The 17645-nt window shown below is 70.0% G+C and carries 18 protein-coding genes, 2 pseudogenes and 1 riboswitch; of the genes and pseudogenes, 10 read left to right on the top strand and 10 right to left on the bottom strand.

The window, feature by feature from the left end; all coding sequences use genetic code 11:
- Together A5648_RS02460 and A5648_RS22305 are read left to right on the top strand one after the other, a co-directional pair.
- Window positions 1-243, top strand: a pseudogene (locus A5648_RS02460) (pyridoxamine 5'-phosphate oxidase family protein); the annotation flags it as partial.
- A 5-nt stretch (window positions 244-248) separates the two neighbouring features.
- A complete protein-coding gene (locus A5648_RS22305) occupies window positions 249-398 on the top strand; it encodes a hypothetical protein (RefSeq protein ID WP_207511581.1) in 150 nt (49 codons plus the stop codon).
- Here A5648_RS22305 and A5648_RS22300 read toward each other — a convergent pair.
- From A5648_RS22300 to A5648_RS02445, 4 genes and pseudogenes are all read right to left on the bottom strand, one after another.
- Window positions 391-651 (bottom strand): annotated as a pseudogene (locus tag A5648_RS22300) (pyridoxamine 5'-phosphate oxidase family protein); the annotation flags it as partial. The gene A5648_RS22305 and the pseudogene A5648_RS22300 sit on opposite strands and share 8 nt — an antisense overlap.
- Window positions 652-708: 57 nt before the next feature.
- On the bottom strand, window positions 709-2361 hold the full coding sequence (locus A5648_RS02455; protein WP_065023022.1) for a DNA repair helicase XPB: 1653 nt from the start codon (window positions 2359-2361) through the stop codon (window positions 709-711).
- Between the two features lie 7 nt (window positions 2362-2368).
- Window positions 2369-3250 carry a phytanoyl-CoA dioxygenase family protein gene (locus A5648_RS02450; protein ID WP_065023021.1) on the bottom strand — a complete coding sequence of 294 codons (882 nt, stop codon included), beginning with the start codon at window positions 3248-3250 and terminating at the stop codon, window positions 2369-2371.
- Window positions 3251-3312: 62 nt separating this feature from the next.
- Window positions 3313-5619 carry a helicase-associated domain-containing protein gene (locus tag A5648_RS02445; RefSeq protein ID WP_065023020.1) on the bottom strand — a complete coding sequence of 769 codons (2307 nt, stop codon included), beginning with the start codon at window positions 5617-5619 and terminating at the stop codon, window positions 3313-3315.
- Between the two features lie 54 nt (window positions 5620-5673).
- Between A5648_RS02445 and A5648_RS02440 the strand changes: the two genes are divergently transcribed.
- Genes A5648_RS02440 through A5648_RS02425 form a run of 4 tightly spaced genes read left to right on the top strand, consistent with a single transcriptional unit; the run spans window position 5674 to window position 7279 of the window.
- Complete coding sequence (locus A5648_RS02440; RefSeq protein WP_065023019.1) at window positions 5674-5871, top strand: hypothetical protein; 198 nt, start codon at window positions 5674-5676, stop codon at window positions 5869-5871.
- 12 nt (window positions 5872-5883) lie between these two features.
- On the top strand, window positions 5884-6357 hold the full coding sequence (gene moaC, locus A5648_RS02435) for a cyclic pyranopterin monophosphate synthase MoaC (RefSeq protein WP_065023031.1): 474 nt from the start codon (window positions 5884-5886) through the stop codon (window positions 6355-6357).
- On the top strand, window positions 6354-6845 hold the full coding sequence (locus tag A5648_RS02430; protein ID WP_428844300.1) for a MogA/MoaB family molybdenum cofactor biosynthesis protein: 492 nt from the start codon (window positions 6354-6356) through the stop codon (window positions 6843-6845). Before moaC ends, A5648_RS02430 begins: the two co-directional genes overlap by 4 nt.
- Window positions 6842-7279 (top strand): molybdenum cofactor biosynthesis protein MoaE, encoded by a 438-nt coding sequence (locus tag A5648_RS02425; protein WP_065023017.1) that lies wholly within the window; start codon window positions 6842-6844, stop codon window positions 7277-7279. Before A5648_RS02430 ends, A5648_RS02425 begins: the two co-directional genes overlap by 4 nt.
- Window positions 7280-7334: 55 nt before the next feature.
- Here A5648_RS02425 and A5648_RS02420 read toward each other — a convergent pair whose 3' ends face one another.
- The 3 genes from A5648_RS02420 to moaA form a co-directional block, all read right to left on the bottom strand.
- Complete coding sequence (locus A5648_RS02420; protein ID WP_065023016.1) at window positions 7335-8219, bottom strand: transglycosylase family protein; 885 nt, start codon at window positions 8217-8219, stop codon at window positions 7335-7337.
- Window positions 8220-8228: 9 nt separating this feature from the next.
- Window positions 8229-8444: riboswitch (cyclic di-AMP (ydaO/yuaA leader) on the bottom strand.
- Between the two features lie 321 nt (window positions 8445-8765).
- On the bottom strand, window positions 8766-9044 hold the full coding sequence (locus A5648_RS02415) for a MoaD/ThiS family protein (RefSeq protein ID WP_065023015.1): 279 nt from the start codon (window positions 9042-9044) through the stop codon (window positions 8766-8768).
- A 3-nt stretch (window positions 9045-9047) separates the two neighbouring features.
- Complete coding sequence (gene moaA, locus A5648_RS02410; protein WP_109470660.1) at window positions 9048-10184, bottom strand: GTP 3',8-cyclase MoaA; 1137 nt, start codon at window positions 10182-10184, stop codon at window positions 9048-9050.
- A gap of 215 nt (window positions 10185-10399) precedes the next feature.
- Between moaA and A5648_RS02405 the strand changes: the two genes are divergently transcribed.
- From A5648_RS02405 to A5648_RS02395, 3 genes are all read left to right on the top strand, one after another.
- On the top strand, window positions 10400-10810 hold the full coding sequence (locus tag A5648_RS02405) for a cold-shock protein (protein ID WP_064856730.1): 411 nt from the start codon (window positions 10400-10402) through the stop codon (window positions 10808-10810).
- A gap of 95 nt (window positions 10811-10905) precedes the next feature.
- Entirely contained in the window at window positions 10906-12846 is a 1941-nt protein-coding gene (locus A5648_RS02400) for an acyl-CoA dehydrogenase family protein (protein ID WP_065023014.1), read from the top strand.
- A 35-nt stretch (window positions 12847-12881) separates the two neighbouring features.
- The gene (locus tag A5648_RS02395; protein ID WP_065023013.1) at window positions 12882-13898 is read left to right on the top strand and encodes a glutathione S-transferase family protein; all 1017 of its coding nucleotides are present in this window, start codon (window positions 12882-12884) and stop codon (window positions 13896-13898) included.
- Here A5648_RS02395 and A5648_RS02390 read toward each other — a convergent pair.
- Both A5648_RS02390 and A5648_RS02385 read right to left on the bottom strand, forming a co-directional pair.
- The gene (locus A5648_RS02390) at window positions 13883-14392 is read right to left on the bottom strand and encodes a DUF2771 domain-containing protein (protein WP_065023012.1); all 510 of its coding nucleotides are present in this window, start codon (window positions 14390-14392) and stop codon (window positions 13883-13885) included. The genes A5648_RS02395 and A5648_RS02390 overlap by 16 nt on opposite strands.
- A 7-nt stretch (window positions 14393-14399) precedes the next feature.
- Entirely contained in the window at window positions 14400-16067 is a 1668-nt protein-coding gene (locus tag A5648_RS02385; RefSeq protein WP_065023011.1) for an MFS transporter, read from the bottom strand.
- Window positions 16068-16189: 122 nt separating this feature from the next.
- On the opposite strand from A5648_RS02385, the gene A5648_RS02380 reads away from it, so the two are divergent.
- Window positions 16190-17128: a DUF3027 domain-containing protein gene (locus A5648_RS02380; protein WP_065023010.1), complete on the top strand. Its 939-nt coding sequence runs from the start codon at window positions 16190-16192 to the stop codon at window positions 17126-17128.
- Here A5648_RS02380 and A5648_RS23890 read toward each other — a convergent pair.
- Complete coding sequence (locus A5648_RS23890; RefSeq protein ID WP_165607290.1) at window positions 17125-17628, bottom strand: hypothetical protein; 504 nt, start codon at window positions 17626-17628, stop codon at window positions 17125-17127. The two genes, A5648_RS02380 and A5648_RS23890, sit on opposite strands and share 4 nt — an antisense overlap.
- Window positions 17629-17645 lie beyond the last annotated feature (17 nt).

The following is a 17645-nucleotide window of genomic DNA, read 5'->3' as shown; positions in this document are numbered from 1 at the left end:
GCCGGCTGTTTTTCGCTCATGGTGGAGCGGACGGAGCCGACCGTCCGCTATGTCGCCGTCGACGGTGCCGTCAGCCGCATCGAGCCCGGCACCGACGACCATCACGCCGAGCTGGCCCACCGCTACCTTCCCCCCGACCGGGCCGAGAAGTTCCTCGAGTTCGCACGGACCGAACTGGGCGAGTACGTGGCCATTCATCTGCGCCCCCAGCACTGGCTCTCCGCTGACATGGGAGCCATCTAGCCGCTATGGGGGCCAGGAGGCTGCTGTTCCGGGCCATGTACCGGCTGGGGTTCACCCCGTGGGATGGCCACGCCCTGGCGCGCGGACTGCGCAATCTGGTCGAGATCGACGCCAGCGTGGCGTTGTCCCCGGGTACCGCACTGGATCTCGGCTGACGGCACCGTCGACGGCGACATAGCGGACGGTCGGCTCCGTCCGCTCCACCATGAGCGAAAAACAGCCGGCGGCCTCGATGAGCCGCCTCTTGCGTGACTCGACGCCGGTGAGGACCCAGGGCTCGCCGCCCGGCTCGTACTGATACCAGATCGGCACCGTCAGTGGGCCACGGCCGTCTCCCGCACTCACCGACAGCGCTGCGATGTGTGGCTCGGCCAGAAACTGTTCGCGTTCGTCCTTGGATAACGCCATGTTTCGAGGTTAACCGCCATGCCCCGGCGCGCGCGGATAGCTTGCGCGCGGGTCGCGTCAGATCGCCGGGCCGAGCAGGTCGTCGGCGTCGCGGATGATGTAGCCGTAGCCCTGCTCGGCCAGAAACCGCTGCCGGTGCGCCGCGTATTCGGCGTCCAGACTGTCGCGGGCCACCACCGAATAGAAAATCGCGCCGCCGCCGGCGGCTTTGGGGCGCAGCAGCCGGCCGAGCCGCTGGGCCTCCTCCTGGCGGGAGCCGAAGGTGCCCGAGACCTGCACGGCCACCGAGGCCTCCGGCAGGTCGATGGAGAAGTTGGCGACCTTGGACACCACCAGCGTGGAGATTTCACCACGGCGGAAAGCGTCGAACAGCTTCTCCCGTTCGGCGGTGCGCGTCGAGCCCTGGATGACCGGGGCGTCCAGCTGCTCGCCCAGTTCCTCCAGCTGGTCGAGATAGGCGCCGATCACCAGGGTCTGCTCGCCGGGATGCTGCTTGAGGATCGAGCGCACCACCGCGATCTTGGAGTGCACCGTCGAGCACAGCTTGTAGCGCTCCTCGGGTTCGGCGACGGCGTAGGTCATCCGCTCGCTCTCGGTCATGGTGACCCGCACCTCGATGCATTCGGCCGGGGCGATCCAGCCTTGGGCCTCGATGTCCTTCCACGGGGCGTCGTAGCGTTTCGGCCCGATCAGGGAAAACACGTCGCCTTCGCGGCCGTCCTCGCGGATCAGGGTGGCGGTCAGCCCGAGGCGTCGGCGCGACTGCAGATCGGCGGTCATCCGGAACACCGGCGCGGGCAGCAGATGCACCTCGTCGTAGATGATCAGGCCCCAGTCGCGACTGTCGAACAACTCCAGGTGCCGGTATTCGCCCTTGGTGCGCCGGGTGATCACCTGATAGGTGGCGATGGTGACCGGCCGGATCTCCTTGCGCTCCCCGGAGTATTCGCCGATCTCCTCTTCGGTCAGCGAGGTGCGCGCGATCAGCTCGCGTTTCCACTGCCGGCCGGCGACGGTGTTGGTGACCAGGATCAGCGTGGTAGCACCGGCTTTGGCCATCGCCGCGGCGCCCACCAGCGTCTTGCCGGCACCGCAGGGCAGCACCACCACCCCCGAGCCGCCCGACCAGAACGAGTCGGCGGCCATCTCCTGGTAGTCGCGCAGCGCCCAGCCGTCCTGCTCCAGCGCGATCGGATGCGCCTCGCCGTCGACGTAGCCGGCCAGATCCTCTGCGGGCCAACCGATTTTGAGCAGCATCTGCTTGACTCGGCCGCGCTCGCTGGGATGCACCACCACGGTGTCGTCGTCGATGCGGGCGCCGAGCATCGGGGTGATCTTCTTGTTTCGCAGCACCTCCTCGAGCACCGCACGGTCCAGGCTGACCAGGGTCAGGCCGTGCACCGGGCTCTTCACCAGCTGCAGGCGCCCGTAGCGGGCCATGGTGTCGACGATGTCGACCAGCAGCGGCTGGGGCACCGCGTAGCGGGAGTGGGTGACCAGGGCGTCGACCACCTGTTCGGCGTCGTGACCGGCCGCGCGGGCGTTCCACAACGCCAGCGGGGTGATGCGGTACGTGTGGATGTGCTCGGGGGCGCGTTCCAATTCGGCGAACGGCGCGATCGCAGCACGCGCTGCGCCGGCCTGCTCATGGTCGACCTCGAGCAACACGGTCTTGTCGGATTGGACGATCAACGGCCCGTCGGTGCTCATGCGCCCATTATCCGGAGCGCACCGACACGGCCGCGCCGCCATGTTCGAGCAGCCGCAACGGATGCATACCGTCGACCGCGCCCACAAAAGGTGGATGGATGCTGTAGCCGAGCATCCGTTTGATGTCGTCGGAGAGCCCGCGGGCCGTGGCCGGCGGCACCGATAGGGTGAACGCCTCCATCGGACGCAGCCACGGTTGGCAGTACTGCGCGGTGACGGCCAGCCGTGCCCCGGTCGAGTGGTTGGCGCCGCCGCCGTGCCACAGCGTCGAAACGAAGAACACGCAGGAGCCGGCGGGCATCACCACCGGCCTGCGCACGTCGGCGTCGTCTGGTTCGCGGCGGCCCCAGCGCTGGCTACCCGGCAGCACGACGGTGGCGCCATTGTCTTCGGTGAAGTCGTCGATCGCCCAGATGGTCGCCGCTCCCAGCGGCGGGTGCGGCCTCGGAACGGGATAGAACCCGTCGTCGACATGCAGCAGCTGCGCCGATTCGCCGGGCTGGATGTTGATGGCCTGCAGGATCGACAGCAGATAGTTGGGCAGCAGCAGCCGGTCGAGGACCGCCAGCACCCGCGGATGCTCGACGAGCCGGTCGCACAGCCGGGTCTTGTTCAGCAGACCGTAGGCGCGTTGAGTGCGATTGCCTTCGAAGGAATTCCGTCCGGTGTGGCCCAGCAGCGGGCTTACCTCGGCGCGGATCGCGGCGCATTCGTCGCCGTCGAGCAGTCCTTCCCAGATGAGGTAGCCGTTGCGGTCGAGGGCGGCGAGGTCGGCATCGACCAGCTTGTCGTCGACTTGGGCGCCGCCGGTGGGCGTGGGGTGGTAGCGGCCGGCCAGATCACCGCGCAGGTCGGTGTAGCCCAGCGGCTGTTCACGGTCGACGGTCACGATGGGTGGTCCCTTCGATGAGCCCGTAGACCATGCTACGAGCCACCGTCGGGAAGCGTGGCCTACTGATTTCCGTCGGCGGCCGAGATGGTCGTGATGCGGTGGATGGTGAACTCGCGCATCTGGCCCGAGGTCGAGTCGAACGCCACCAACTGGCCGCCGCGGACCAGCACGGGGGAGACCTCCCGCTGGGTGGCCACCCCGGCGGCGTCGACATAGCCGATCAGCACCGTGGACCCCTCGCTGGCGGCGCGCTTCAAGAGAATCATTGCGGTCACCGGCTCCAACCGGATGTTGTCGAACGGCGCCGAGGTCACCGTGCGCAGCACCCGCACCAGCGAGGTCAGGCTCTCGCCACTGGGCCCGGCGACCGGCCGGTGGCCGCGGCGCTCGGCCGGCGTCGGCACTCGCATTCCGCGGGGGCGGATGTCGACGATCGTTCCGCTGGCATCTTCGGCGGCCGGGGCGAAACCGGCGTCGCGCAACGCCGCCAGCACGTCGGCGATCGGGGCCTGGGCCACCGCCACCGTCGGGGCCAACACCCGCAGACCGAGCGCCTCGGCGGCCGGAACCGCGGCGGCCTGAGCCAGCAGGGCCGGATCCTCGCAGCGCACGAAGGACGCCGCCATCCCGATCCGCAGCTGCCCGTGCCGGCGCGCGACGTCGTCGATCAGATAGGTGAGCCCTTGCGGCACCGGGGTCTTCGAGTGCTTTCCGAAGAACGCGTGCAATCCGGCGCCGGTGCGGCCGACGTCCAGAGCGGCCCGGATGGTCTGTTCGGAGACCCGGTAGACCATCGCCGCCCCGGCCGATTCCACGGTGGCCACCACGCCCAACTCTTCGGCCAGCTCGCGCTTCAGCGGCCCGGGCACCACCACGGTCAGATCGGCTTGCACCAGGAAATGGTCGATCGGCTCGGGAAGCGCCTTGGTCATGGCCGACACGGCCGCGAGGGCGGCGGGCTCGGCTGCGCCATTGGACAAGCCGGCCAGCAACGCCCGCCCCGGGGAGCTGATGGCGCCGCGGCCCAGCACGCCCAGGGCGTGCGCCTCGTCGAGCAGCTCGCCCACCGGCCCGGGCTGCAGCCGATTGGCCCAGCGCGGCCGCCGCCAGATCAAAGCCTGGGATGCGGAGACGGCGTCGGCGCCGGCACCGACGGGCAGTTCGGCGAGCATGCCCAGCAGCAGCCGGCGATCCAGTGGGGCGGCGGTGGAGAACAGCGGCGTGGACAGCGCCGCCCGCGGTTTGCCGTCCGCGCCGCGGCTGCCGATCAGTCCCGGCCGGGCCGGCAGCTCCAGCCAGGTGGCGGCCAGCAGCTGCCAGCGCTCGGCGGTCGGTCGCTCGGCGAACCGGTCGGCCAGCACCGTCGGCGCCCAGTACGGCCCGTCCGCATCGGGCCACTCCCGCTGGTCGACGGTGGTGGGGTCGGGATAGTCGGAGGCGATCAGCCGGGCGGTGGCGGCCACCTCGAGCAGCAGGCCCAGCCGGGTCTCGTCGACGCCGGTCGTCTTGGCCAGCCGCTTGACCTCGCGGACACCCAGCCCGCCGGTGCGCAGCTCCGGCACCGGCGTATCGCCCAGGCTGGTCAGCAGCACGTCGAGTTCGCGCAGCAGGTCGATCACCGCGCCCGCGGCGGCCGCGTCGACATCGGTGGCCGTGGTCTGCGACACCACCGGGTCGGGGGCGCGCAGGGCGGTCGGGCCGGGCTGCTCACCGCGCAGCACCTGGCCGACCAGCCGCGGCAGGATCACCGTTTCGTCGTCGATGCGGCGCAACAGCCCCGCCGCCAGCAGCCGCGGCACCGGATGCTCCGGCGGCGCGCCGGGGCCGGCGTCGCGGGTGCGGCCGATCGGGGAGCCCGCCAGCAGCTTGTCCAGCAGGTCGCGCTGTGGGCCGTCCAGATCGGCGATGGCCCCGGCGATGTGTTCGGTCGCCGGATCCTCCTGGGTGACCTGGCCCGGGTGCCACGGCAAGCCGGCCCCGGCCTCGGCGGCCACCCGCAGCACACCGTCGGGGGGCTGATGCGAACCCCAGCACAGCGCCCGTTCGATCAGGTCGGCTATCGCCTCGTGCACCGCCTCGGCGGGTGCGCGCTCACCGATCAGCGTCAGCAGATCGCCCACCGGTACCGCGGCGGCGTCGGCATCCAGCACCAGCAGGGCGTCGATCACTGCGAGCCGCAGGAAGTCCAGCTCGTCGGTGGCCGCCCGGACCGACTGGCGGGCCTGCGCCCGCGCGGCCAGGGCGGCGATGCTGCCCGGCGGCGGTTGGGCGAGGTCGGGCCGCAGCTCCAGTAGCCGGATCAGACCCTCGTCGGGCAGGTCGGCCAGCCACGATCCCAGCGGCACACCCCGCGCGTGTTCGGTCATCGACGACCAGCGTAAGGCCCAACCGGTGAGCGACGCCGATCGCGACCTGTCAGAATGGGAGCCGTGGCTGCGAAACAGGACAACAAGAACCGGTACGTCGACAACGGGTGGCCCGAGACCGACGGCGAACCGGCAGTGAGCGAGCTGCGCACCGACCGGGCCGGGGCGCTGTCACCGTTCGGGGACCTGGTCTTCCCCCTCGCGTCCGAACAGCTGCCCTACCTGCATCCGGTCACCGTCGTCAACCGGTAGGCGGTGACCACCATGGCCGGGCCGCTCTCCCACCTCGACGAACGCGGTGCGGCCCACATGGTCGACGTCACCGCCAAGGCGGCCACCAAGCGCACCGCCGTCGCCGCCGGAGTGCTGCGCACCACCGCGGAAGTGGTGCAGCTGATCTCGGCCGGCGGGCTGCCCAAGGGCGATGCGCTGGCGACCGCGCGGGTGGCCGGCATCATGGCCGCCAAGCGCACCAGCGATCTGGTCCCGCTCTGCCACCAGCTGGCGCTCACCGGCGTCGACGTCGACTTCACCATCGGCGAATCCCAGATCGACATCACCGCCTCGGTACGCACCACCGACCGCACCGGGGTGGAGATGGAGGCGCTCACCGCGGTCAGCGTGGCGGCCCTGACCCTCTACGACATGATCAAGGCCGTCGACCGCGCCGCGGTCATCGGCGACATCCGGGTGTTGGCCAAAGAGGGCGGACGCACCGGAGCATGGGAGCGCCGGTGACCGCCGCACGCGCCCGCACCGCCCACGTCATCATCGCCTCCACCCGCGCCTCGGCCGGGGTGTACAACGACCGCACCGGGCCGGTCATCGCCGACTGGCTGGCGCAGCGCGGCTTCGCGCCGGCGCAGCCTGAAGTCGTCCCCGACGGTGAAGCCGTCGGCGCGGCGTTGCGGGCCGCGGTGGCAGCGCCCGTGGACCTGGTCATCACCTCCGGGGGCACCGGAATCTCGCCGACTGACGACACCCCGGCGCAGACGGCCGCGGTGCTCGACTACGAGATTCCCGGACTGTCCGACGCCATCCGCCGCTCCGGCCTGCCGAAGGTCCCGACGTCGGTGCTGTCCCGGGGCATGTGCGGTGTGGCCGGACGGACGCTGATCATCAACCTGCCCGGCTCGACCGGCGGAGTGCGCGACGGGCTCGGGGTGCTCGCCGACGTCTTGGATCACGCCCTGGATCAGCTCGCCGGCGGAGACCACGAACGATGACGGCCACCGGCGCGCTGGTGCTGCGGGCGGCGGTCACCGAAGAGCCCATCCTGCTGACCGAACACGAGGAGCTGGTCGGTCATCGGGCCGCGGGTGCGATCGTCGGCTTCGTCGGCATGATCCGCGACCACGACCACGGCCGGCAGGTGACCCGGCTGGAGTACTCCGGGCACCCGACGGCGGAGCAGGTGCTGGCCGAGGTGCTGGCCGAGATCGCCGAACAGTCCGCCGGGGTCCGCGCGCTGGCGGCCAGCCACCGGGTCGGCGCCCTGCACATCGGTGATGCCGCGCTGGTGGCCGCGGTGGCCGCCGATCACCGCCGGGAGGCCTTCGAGGCGTGCGCGCTGCTGGTCGACACCATCAAGGAGCGGCTGCCGGTCTGGAAGCACCAGTTCTTCGCCGACGGCACCGAGGAATGGGTCGGCTCGGCCTAAGACCATAGAAACGAAAGAGGGGGCCGGCGAACCGGCCCCCTCTTTTCGTGTGGTCCTAGACGACGCGCGCGGGCTGCTGCGCGAACGCGGCCAGCGCGTCGTTGCCGCTGACGTTCTCCGACCGGATGGCCTGCCACAGCTGCTGATGGAAGCCGACCGAGACGGCCTGCGCCTTCTCACCCTCGGGGGCCGGGGCTGCCTCGTCGCCGGGCGCGGGCGCCTCGGGAGCGGGAGCCTCGGGAGCGGGAGCCTCGGGCGGTTGCGGCATCCACCAGGGTGCCTCGGGAGCCGGCGGCGGGACATCCTCGGCAACCGGGGCGGGCGCCTCGGGAGCCGGAGCCTCGGGGGCCGGTGCCTCGGGAGCCTCCGGAGCGGGCGGCATCCAGCCGACCGGGGCCGCCGGTGCGGCGCCCTCCTCGGCGGGTGCCGGGGCCTCGGGGGCCGGCGGAGCCCACCACGGTGCCGGCTCGGGAGCAGGCGGCGGGGCCATCGGGTTGTCCATGGCCACGGTCTGGCCATTGATCTCCGGGTTGTCGATGGGCGCGTCGGCCGGGGCCGGGGGAACCTCGCGCTGCGACGCACCGGACAGGCCGCGGCCGCAGACCGGCCACGCTCCGCGCCCCTGGCGCGCCAGTACGTTCTCGGCGATGGCGATCTGCTGCTCGCGGCTGGCCAGGTGCGCCGACGGGGCGTACTTGCCGCCGCCGTTGCTGCTCCAGGTGCTCGGCGAGAACTGCAGGCCGCCCTGGTAGCCGTTGCCGGTGTTGATGCCCCAGTTGTTACCGGATTCGCATCGGGCGACGTGGTCCCATTCGTCATCGGTGGCCGCGGCGGCGTGCCCGGCGAGGGCGAGGCTGCCGCCACCGATCACGGCACCGGTGAAGGCGATTTTGGCGATGTTGACGTTCGACTGGGTGGGCTTGCGATGCCGTCCACTCATACGGTGGTGAATTCCTCTCTGTCTACGCCTGCGAGGTCAGCGTCGGGTTCGGGCCAGCACAACTGCCCGGCGTTAACGCACCGTGGTGCGTGCTACGGCTTCACCCCAAGGGGCCGAGGGTGGCCCCAGGTCCGCTCGCGGCGGACCGGTCGGGTCCCCCGCCTCCATCCATCAGGTATTCGTCGGTTTCCCCGCCCGTTGGATGGAGTTCGGCGCTACGGGAGAGGAAAGGTGGATCGACCGGAAGATTTTCGATGCACCCGGAGATGTACCGTAACCGGTCTTACTGGCATCGTCACGCTTGGCGCGCCCGGGTGTTTTCACTGCTGGTTCTTCTCAAAACACCAGGAATCGGCCGCATCAGCGCAGGTCAGAGCATGCGCTACCAAGCCGTTGTCAGTCCGTGATCAATTCGTTATGTGACGTAAATCATGTCATCCGCCGGGTTTGATGCGGCGGTCCAGCTTCGCCTCTCCTTCGTCGAGGCTCGCTAACCGCCGGGTTTGATGCGGCGGTCCAGCTTCGCCTCTCCTTCGTCGAGGCTCGCTAACCGCCGGCGAACGGCGGCAGTACGTCGATGGTCTCGCCGGGCTGAAGCGCCGCCGCCTGGTCGCGCACCGCGACCCCGTCACGCAGGTAGGAGCAGCGTCCCAGCACCGTCGCCAGCCGCTCATTTCCGCGCGCGAGGGTCTCGGCGAGCGCGGCCACGCCGGCGCCGGCCGGCACCTGAATGGTCTCCGATTCGACGCCGGCGGCCGCTCGCGCCGCGGCGAAGTAGCGGACGGTCACCGCAACGGCGGTGAGGCTGTCGATCTGCTGCGTCATGGGTCAACCACCTATCGCACTCATCGGGCGATCCGGCTGAATGAAATCCGGATCGTTGATGCCATGGCCGGCCTTCTTGGTCCACATGGCGGCTCGCCATGCCTGCTCGATGGCGTCGTCGTCGGAGCCGTCCCGCAACAGGGCCCGCAGATCGGATTCCTCGGCGGCGAACAAGCAGTTGCGGATCTGGCCGTCGGCGGTCAGCCGGGTCCGGTCGCAGTCACCGCAGAACGGGCGGGACACCGAGGCGATGATCCCGAACGTGCCGGCCGGGTGGTCCGGGCCCTCGTCGACCAGCCACACCTCGGCCGGTGCGGAGCCGCGCGGCTTCGGGTCGGGGCGCAGCGCGAACTGGGACTGCACCATCTCCAGCAGTTGCTCGACACCGAGGCCGGCGTCGCGGTTCCAGTTGTGGTCGGCGTCCAGCGGCATCATCTCGATGACCCGCAGCTGGTAGCCGTGCTGCAGGCAGAAGCGCAGCAGGTTGACGATGTCCTCGCCGGCGACCTTGGGCGCTAGCACCGCGTTGACCTTGATCGGCTTCATGCCGGCCTGCGCGGCGGCGTCCAGGCCGTCGAGCACGTCGGGCAGCCGATCCCGCCGGGTGATCTCGGCGAAGTGGGCGCGGTCGACGGTGTCCAGCGACACGTTGATCCGGTCCAGCCCGGCAGCCACCAGGGCACCGGCGCGCCGCGCCAGCCCCAGGCCGTTGGTGGTCAGCGCGATCTCGGGACGCGGCTGCAGGCTCGCCGCGGCGGCCACCACGTCCTCGAGATGGCGGGCCAGCAACGGCTCGCCGCCGGTGAACCGGATGTCGGTGATGCCCAGCCGGGTGACGCCGATCCGCATCAGCCGGATCAGCTCGTCGTCCTGCAGGAGGTGCTGGCTGGGAATCCAGTCCAGGCCTTCGGCCGGCATGCAGTAGGTGCAGCGCAGGTTGCACCGGTCGGTCAGGGAGATCCGCAGATCGGTGTGCACTCGGCCGAACGTGTCGACCAGCGGACCGGAGGTCGGCATCTGTTGGGCGATGGCTCGCTGCACGGCTTCATCGAAGGCTTGCCGGGCGACGTTCTTGTCGTCCGCGCCGGCGGCGTCCGCCAGCGGTGGTGGGGTCTGCAGATCCCGTTGCCTCAACGTCATGTGCATATCCGATTCGGTTGGCCGGAGGGCGACCAGAACCCGTTCGGCGTCTGGCGCACGTCGTCTCCAGCGGCGCCACCAGCTTACCGAGTAAACCGGGGTGCTCATGCGGGCGTGGTCCGAGTAAGATCGGCAGCCGACGCGTCCTGCGCAGGCGGGACGCTTCCTTTATGTCCCCCGAGTGCGTGATCGTCCAAGACAAGCAGGTGAGACCAGTGCCGACCGGCAAGGTGAAGTGGTACGACGCCGCGAAGGGCTTCGGCTTCCTGTCCCAGGAGGAGGGCGAGGACGTCTACGTCCGCGCCTCGGCCCTGCCGGACGGCGTGGAGGGTCTCAAGGCGGGCCAGCGGGTGGAGTTCGGCGTGGCCGCCGGCCGTCGCGGACCGCAGGCGCTGACCGTCACGCTGATCGATCCGCCGCCGAGCCTGACCCGCAGCCGCCGGGAGGCGGCGCCGGCCGAGCACAAGCACAGCCCCGACGAGCTGCACGGCATGGTCGAGGACATGATCACCCTGCTGGAAGGCACGGTGCAGCCCGAACTGCGCAAGGGCAAATACCCCGACCGCAAGACCGCCCGGCAGATCTCCGAGGTGGTCAAGGCCGTGGCGCGCGAGCTCGACGCCTAGCCAAGGCCCGCACCGAGGTGTAGCGGCCGGCCTGATCGGGGAACACCGGTTGATAATCGCTCGACGACGAGCGCTGTCAAACCGGGAGGTGTCCGATGGCACAGCAGGTCACCGAGGAGCAAGCCAGGGCTGTCGCGGAGGAATCCCGCGAAAGTGGTTGGGACAAACCGTCCTTCGCCAAGGGGCTGTTTTTGGGGCGTTTCCCGCTTGAGCTGATTCACCCGTTTCCCCGGCCGTCTGATGACGATGCCGCGCGCACCGAGGAATTCCTGGGCAGGCTGCGGGAGTTCCTTGAAACCGTCGATGGCGCTGTCATCGAACGCGACGCCCGGATTCCGGACGAATACGTCAAGGGTCTGGCGGAGCTCGGCTGTTTCGGGCTGAAGATCCCGGGCGAGTATGGCGGTCTGGGGATGTCGCAGGTCGCCTACAACCGGGCGCTGGTGATGGTGTCCAGTGTGCACGCCAGCCTGGGGGCGCTGCTGAGCGCGCATCAGTCGATCGGGGTGCCCGAACCGCTCAAACTGGCCGGCACTGAGGAACAGAAGAAGAAGTTCCTGCCGCGGTGTGCGGCCGGAGCGGTGTCGGCGTTCCTGCTGACCGAGCCCGACGTCGGATCCGACCCGGCCCGGCTGGCCTCGACCGCGACACCGATCGAGGACGGCGCCGCCTACGAACTGGAGGGTGTGAAGCTCTGGACCACCAACGGCGTCGTCGCCGACCTGTTGGTGGTGATGGCCCGCGTGCCCAAGGCCGACGGGCACCGCGGCGGGGTCAGCGCCTTCGTGGTGGAAGCCGACTCACCCGGGATCACCGTCGAACGCCGCAACGCGTTCATGGGGTTGCGCGGGATCGAAAACGGGCTGACCCGGCTGAATGCGGTCCGGGTGCCCGCCGAGAACCTGATCGGGCGCGAGGGCGATGGCCTGAAGATCGCCTTGACCACCCTCAACGCCGGCCGCCTGGCGATCCCTGCGATGGCGACCGGATCGGCGAAGTGGTCGCTGAAGATCGCCCGGGAGTGGTCGCGGGAGCGGGTCCAGTGGGGTAAGCCGGTCGGCGAGCACGAGGCCGTGGCCAAAAAGATCGCGTTCATCGCCGCCACCGGTTACGCGCTGGAGGCGGTGTTGGAGCTGTCCGGTCAGATGGCCGACGAAGGCCGCAATGACATCCGGATCGAGGCGGCGCTGGCCAAGCTGTGGTCCAGCGAGATGGCCTGTGTCATCGCCGATGAGTTGCTGCAGATTCGCGGGGGCCGCGGTTATGAGTCCGCGGAGTCGCTCGCCGCCCGCGGGGAGCGTGCCGTACCGGTGGAACAACTGGTGCGCGACCTGCGGATCAACCGCATCTTCGAGGGATCCAGCGAGATCATGCGGCTGCTGATCGCGCGCGAGGCCGTCGACCCACACCTGAGCGCCGCCGGCGAGCTCGCCAACCCCAAAGCCGGTCTGCGGCAAAAGGCCCAATCGGCCGCCGGAGCCAGCGGATTCTACTCAAAGTGGTTGCCGCAATTGGTTTTCGGCGAAGGTCAGCGTCCCACCGGTTACCGTGAGTTCGGCCGGTTGGCGGCGCATCTGCGCTTTGTCGAACGGCATTCGCGCAAGCTGGCGCGCAACACGTTCTACGGCATGGCGCGCTGGCAGGCCGGCTTGGAGAAGAAGCAGGGCTTTTTGGGCCGCGTCGTCGACATCGGGGCGGAGCTGTTCGCGATGGCGGCGGTCTGCGTGCACGCGGAGGCGCAACGGGTGGCTGATGCCGCCGAAGGGCAGCAGGCCTACCAGCTGGCCGACGCGTTCTGTCAGCAGTCGCGCCTGCGGGTCGAGGCGCTGTTCGCCGCGTTGTGGACAAACACCGACGACACCGACGTCGCGCTGGCCCACGCGGTGCTCGAGGACCGCTATACCTGGCTGGAGGAGGGGATCCTCGATCCGTCGGAAGGCACCGGGCCATGGATCGCGCACTGGGAGCCGGGTGCCTCCGATGAACCCAATCTGGCCCGGCGCTTCGGGGCCGACTCTGCTGTGCAGCAAAGCTGAGCTCAGCTCTGCCCGACCGTGGCACGCTGGTAACCATGGCCTCCTACGTTGCTACCGGTGGCGATTTCAAGCGCGACACCGACTACATCACCACCCGGATCACCGCCGACGGCCGCGACGGGTACCCCGTCGAGCCCGGCCGCTACCGGCTGATCGTCGCGCGGGCCTGCCCGTGGGCCAACCGCACCATCATCGTGCGACGACTGCTCGGTCTGGAAGACGTTCTCTCCATAGGGTTTTGCGGTCCCACCCACGATCAGCGCAGCTGGACCTTCGACCTCGACCCGGGCGGCATCGACCCGGTGCTGAAGATCCCGCGGTTGCAGGACGCCTACTTCAAGCGCTTTGCCGACTACCCCAAGGGCATCACCGTGCCGGCGGTCGTCGACGTGCCCACCGGTGCGGTGGTCACCAACGACTTCGCCCAGATCACCCTGGACTTCTCCACGCAGTGGACGGCCTACCACCGCGACGGCGCCCCGCAGCTGTATCCCGAACCGCTACGCGCCGAGATCGACGAGGTGGCACGGCGGATCTACACCGAGATCAACAACGGCGTCTACCGGTGTGGCTTCGCCGGCAGCCAGGACGCCTACAGCGCCGCCTACGACCGGTTGTTCACCGCACTCGACTGGCTCAGCGAACGACTGGCGGATCAGCGCTACCTGGTGGGCGACACCATCACCGAGGCCGACGTGCGGCTGTTCACCACCCTGGCGCGGTTCGATCCGGTCTATCACGGGCACTTCAAATGCAACCGGCAGAAGCTGTCCGAGATGCCGGTGCTGTGGGCCTACGCGCGAGACCTGTTTCAGACACCCGGGTTCGGCGACACCATCGACTTCGTCCAGATCAAGCGGCACTACTACATCGTGCACGCCGACATCAATCCCTCCGGGATCGTTCCCGACGGCCCGGACCTGGCCAACTGGCTTTCACCGCATGGGCGAGAGGCGCTGGGCGGCAGGCCATTCGGTGACGGGACCCCGCCGGGGCCGGTCCCGGACGCCGAGCGGGTGACCGCCGGCCACGGAGCTCAGCCGAGCGAATGAGCGGCCCACTGCAGGCCCACCGCCCATTCGGCGTGCGGCACCGCGAAGGTCTCGTCGGTGTCCCGGTCCACGACCAGCGTGAGCAGCTGCACCACCAGACCGCGTAGCGGGCCGCGTTGCGGATCGACGGTAGGGACGGTGACCGCCAGGGTGCTGCCCGGCGAATACATCTCACCGGTGGCGTCGCCCGGGTCGTCGTAGAGCCGCAGCAGCCGCCACGGCGCCCGGCTGATCACGCTGTCCACCGAGAGCTGGACCGGATGGCGCTCGTCGACCGCCAGCGTGCCCTTCGCCTCGGTCACGAAGCACTCGTCGAGGTCGAGTACATCGCAGTACAGGTAGGGCCCGGCATGGGTGAGGCGCCCGTTGGAGTAGGCGCTGATCTGCGGCGGTGCCGGCTCGCTGCCGCGGGTGAACCACCAGGTACCGAACCCGGCGAGCGCCGATGCCGCCACCACCAGCACCGCCACCAGCACGGCCGTCGAGCGTTTCACCTGTTCATCACCCCTGTCTCACCGGGTCGCGGCGGGCGCCGTCGTGCTCGATCAGCACCGGACGGTTGCCCCCCAAACCGGGGATCAACGAGTCGCCGTGGAAGGAAAGGATGGTCTGGGCCAGCCCCGGGATCAGCAGCGCGGTGATCGCGGTGAAGCCCACCCACAGGTCGGTGTATACCAGCACCCCCAGCGCACCGCCGAGCACCCAGGCCAGCTGCAGGGTCGATTCGGTGCGGCCGAACGCCGACGCCCGCGACTCCTCGGGCAGGTCGTCCTGCAGCGCGGCGTCCAGCGACGCCTTCGCGACCGCGCTGGCGCCGGAGGTGACCAGGGCGGCGATGGCGGCCATCACCAGGGTTCCGGCCACCGCCGCCGCCAGCGCGACGGCGGTCACCGCCATGGTGCAGCGCACCACCAGCACCGCGGGCCGGCCCAGTTGCAGTCGGGCGCTGGTGAAGTTGCCGGCGAAGTTACCCAGCCCGGCGGCGGCGCCGATCAGCCCGAGAATGCCCAGCTGCACCCAGCCGTTGGCGTCGTGCTGCTTGGCCACGAACGCCGGGTACAAAAACAGGAAACCCACCATGGCCTTGATCGTGCAGTTACCCCACACCGCGGCGATGATGTTGCGGCCCAGCGGTTGACGCAGCGGTTGGCTCAGCGCCCCGCCGGCCCGTTTGATGTGTTCGGGCCAGCTGCGGCGACGCTCGTTCGAGCGGTAACTCAGCGTGGTCGGGATCTCGCCGGTGGTCACCTCCACCCACCGCGGGATCCGCATCGCCAGGCCCGCCCCGGCCACCGAGACCGCGACGACCACGAACAGCGCCCCGGGCTGATGAAGCAGCCGGGTGAAGACGTATTCGGCGCCCGCGGCGATGCCGCCGCCGACAATCGTTCCGCCCAGCAGACCGAACATCGTCAACCGGGAATTGACCCGCACCAGGTCGATCGAGGGCGGCATCACCCGCGGCGTCACCGCGCTGCGCAGCACCGTGAACGACTTCGAGAACACCATCATGGCCAGCGCGCACGGGTAGAGCACCCAGGAGCCGAAGGTGCCGGCGGCGCCGTCGTAGTTGGCGATCAGCACCAGAGCCAGCACGGTGCGCAGCGCGAACGACAAGGCGAGCGCCGCGCGCCGGCCGTGCTGGATGCGGTCCAGGGCCGGCCCGATCAAGGGCGCGACCACCGCGAACGGGGCGATCGTCACCAGCAGATACAGCGCCACCCGGCCCTTGCTCTCCCCGGTGGCCGCGGCGAAGAACAAGGTGTTGGCCAGCGCCACGGCCATCGCCGCGTCCACCGCGAAGTTGGCGACCACCGGCCAGGTCAGCGCGGTCAGCCCGGACTTGTCGGCGCCGTCGGCGGTGGCGGCCCGTTGCACCAGCCCGTACATCCGGTAGCCCATTTCGCGGCTGCGGGCAGCGGCCGCCCGGGTCACCGTGACGCGGTCAGCGGCGCCGGCGTCCTCGGGCGGGTCGTGCCGGTGGGGCGCCTCGCTGTGGTCGCGCAGCGGCGGCAGGTAGCGGTTGGCGCTGGGCATCGGTTTGCGCTGCCGCTGGTCACTGGGGTAGTTGGCCATGCCGGGATGCTCGGCGGCCGAGCCGTTTCCGGCTCCGGAGCCAGGACGACGGCGCCGGCCCGGGTCGGGGAGATCACGCCGCCGTGCAGACACGGTTCGATTCTTCCCTATTCCGATCGCCTCGCCGCGCAGGCCGCGATCGTGCCTGCGTGTGGCTGAGCGGACCGCGCTGCGGCAGTATAGGGACGTCATTGAGTGAGAAAAGGACCCGCGTGATGCGACCCAGCGCAGAATCAGACACCGCGACCATCGCCGTACCCGCGGTGCTGGCTGAGGCCGTCGACCAGGCCCGTGTGGCCGTCGCCGAGTTCAGCGGTGCCGACACCGTCGGTGAGCACCTGGGCGTCGACTACGAGGACGCCACCGCCGCCACCCACCGGTTCGCCGCGCTGCTTCCGGGCTATCAGGGCTGGCAGTGGGCCGTCGTCGTCGCCGCCATCCCGGGCTCCGCGCACTCCACCATCAGCGAGGTGGTGCTGGTCCCCGGGCCCACGGCCCTGTTGGCGCCGGAGTGGGTGCCGTGGGACCAGCGGGTCCGGCCCGGTGACCTGGGCCCGGGGGACCTGCTCGCACCGCCCGCCGACGACCCGCGATTGGTCCCGGGCTACACCTCCAGCGGTGACCCGGAGCTCGACGAGGTGGCCGGCGAGATCGGTCTGAGCCGGCGTTGGCTGATGAGCCCGCTGGGCCGCGCCGAGGCGGCCCAGCGCTGGCATGACGGCGACTACGGTCCGGAGTCGGCGATGGCGCGCTCGACCAAACGGGTCTGCCGGGACTGCGGCTTCTACCTGCCGCTGGCCGGCGTGCTCGGCACGGCGTTCGGGGCTTGCGGCAACGAGATGTCCGCCGACGGCCGGGTGGTCGACGCCGAGTACGGCTGTGGCGCCCACAGTGACACCCCGGCACCGGCGGGTACCGGTTCCCCGGCCCACGACCCCTACGACGACGGCGTGCTGGAGATCGTCGAGAGCGCTGCCCCCGCCGAGATCACCCCGGCCGAACCGGCTGAAGAGGTGGCCGAAGCCCCGGCCGAACCGGCTGAAGTGGTGGCCGAAGCCCCGGCCGAGACCGACACTGCCGTCGAAATCGATACTGCCGCTGAAACACCGGCCGTCGAAGCCCCCGCCGAACCGGAAGAGCCGGATACTCCCTAACCGAAGTTGAACAGGTACTCGCCCGGGAGCACCACGGCCATGGTGTAGATGGTGTTGAGCACCAGCCCCGGCAGCCCAAGCACATAGTTGATGATGTCCCGCGGGATGTCGACCGCCTCGCTGAAGGCCATCCCGAAGTCGAGGTTGGCCAGGCTGGTGATGACGTTCTGGACGTCGTTGAACAACGTCCCGGGCAGGCCGAACAGGCTGTTGAAGAACCCTTGGGCGGCAGCCAATTCCGCATTGAACAGACCGGCGATATCGAATGCATCGGCGGTGCCCGGTGCATCGACGGCGGCCACGTCGGCGAGGATCCCGTCGATGCCGTCGACCAGCGCGCTGCCGGTCAACGCCACCTCGGCGGAGACCGCGGCCACCTCGGCGGCCGCATGCGTGACGATCTCCGGTGCCGCTGCCACCGGCGCCAGTCCGGCGGCCAGCAGTACCGCGGTCGCTGCGATGCCGCTCAGCATTCGAGGGCCGAACTGCGTTGCCTCCATGGCTCCCTCCCACTTTC

Origin of the sequence: Mycolicibacter sinensis, from assembly GCF_001673565.1 — a bacterium.
In the GTDB taxonomy this organism is placed as follows: Bacteria; Actinomycetota; Actinomycetes; order Mycobacteriales; family Mycobacteriaceae; genus Mycobacterium; species Mycobacterium sinense_C.
The sequence above is the reverse complement of the archived record's forward strand: the minus strand, read 5'-3'. Positions and strand labels throughout refer to the sequence as shown.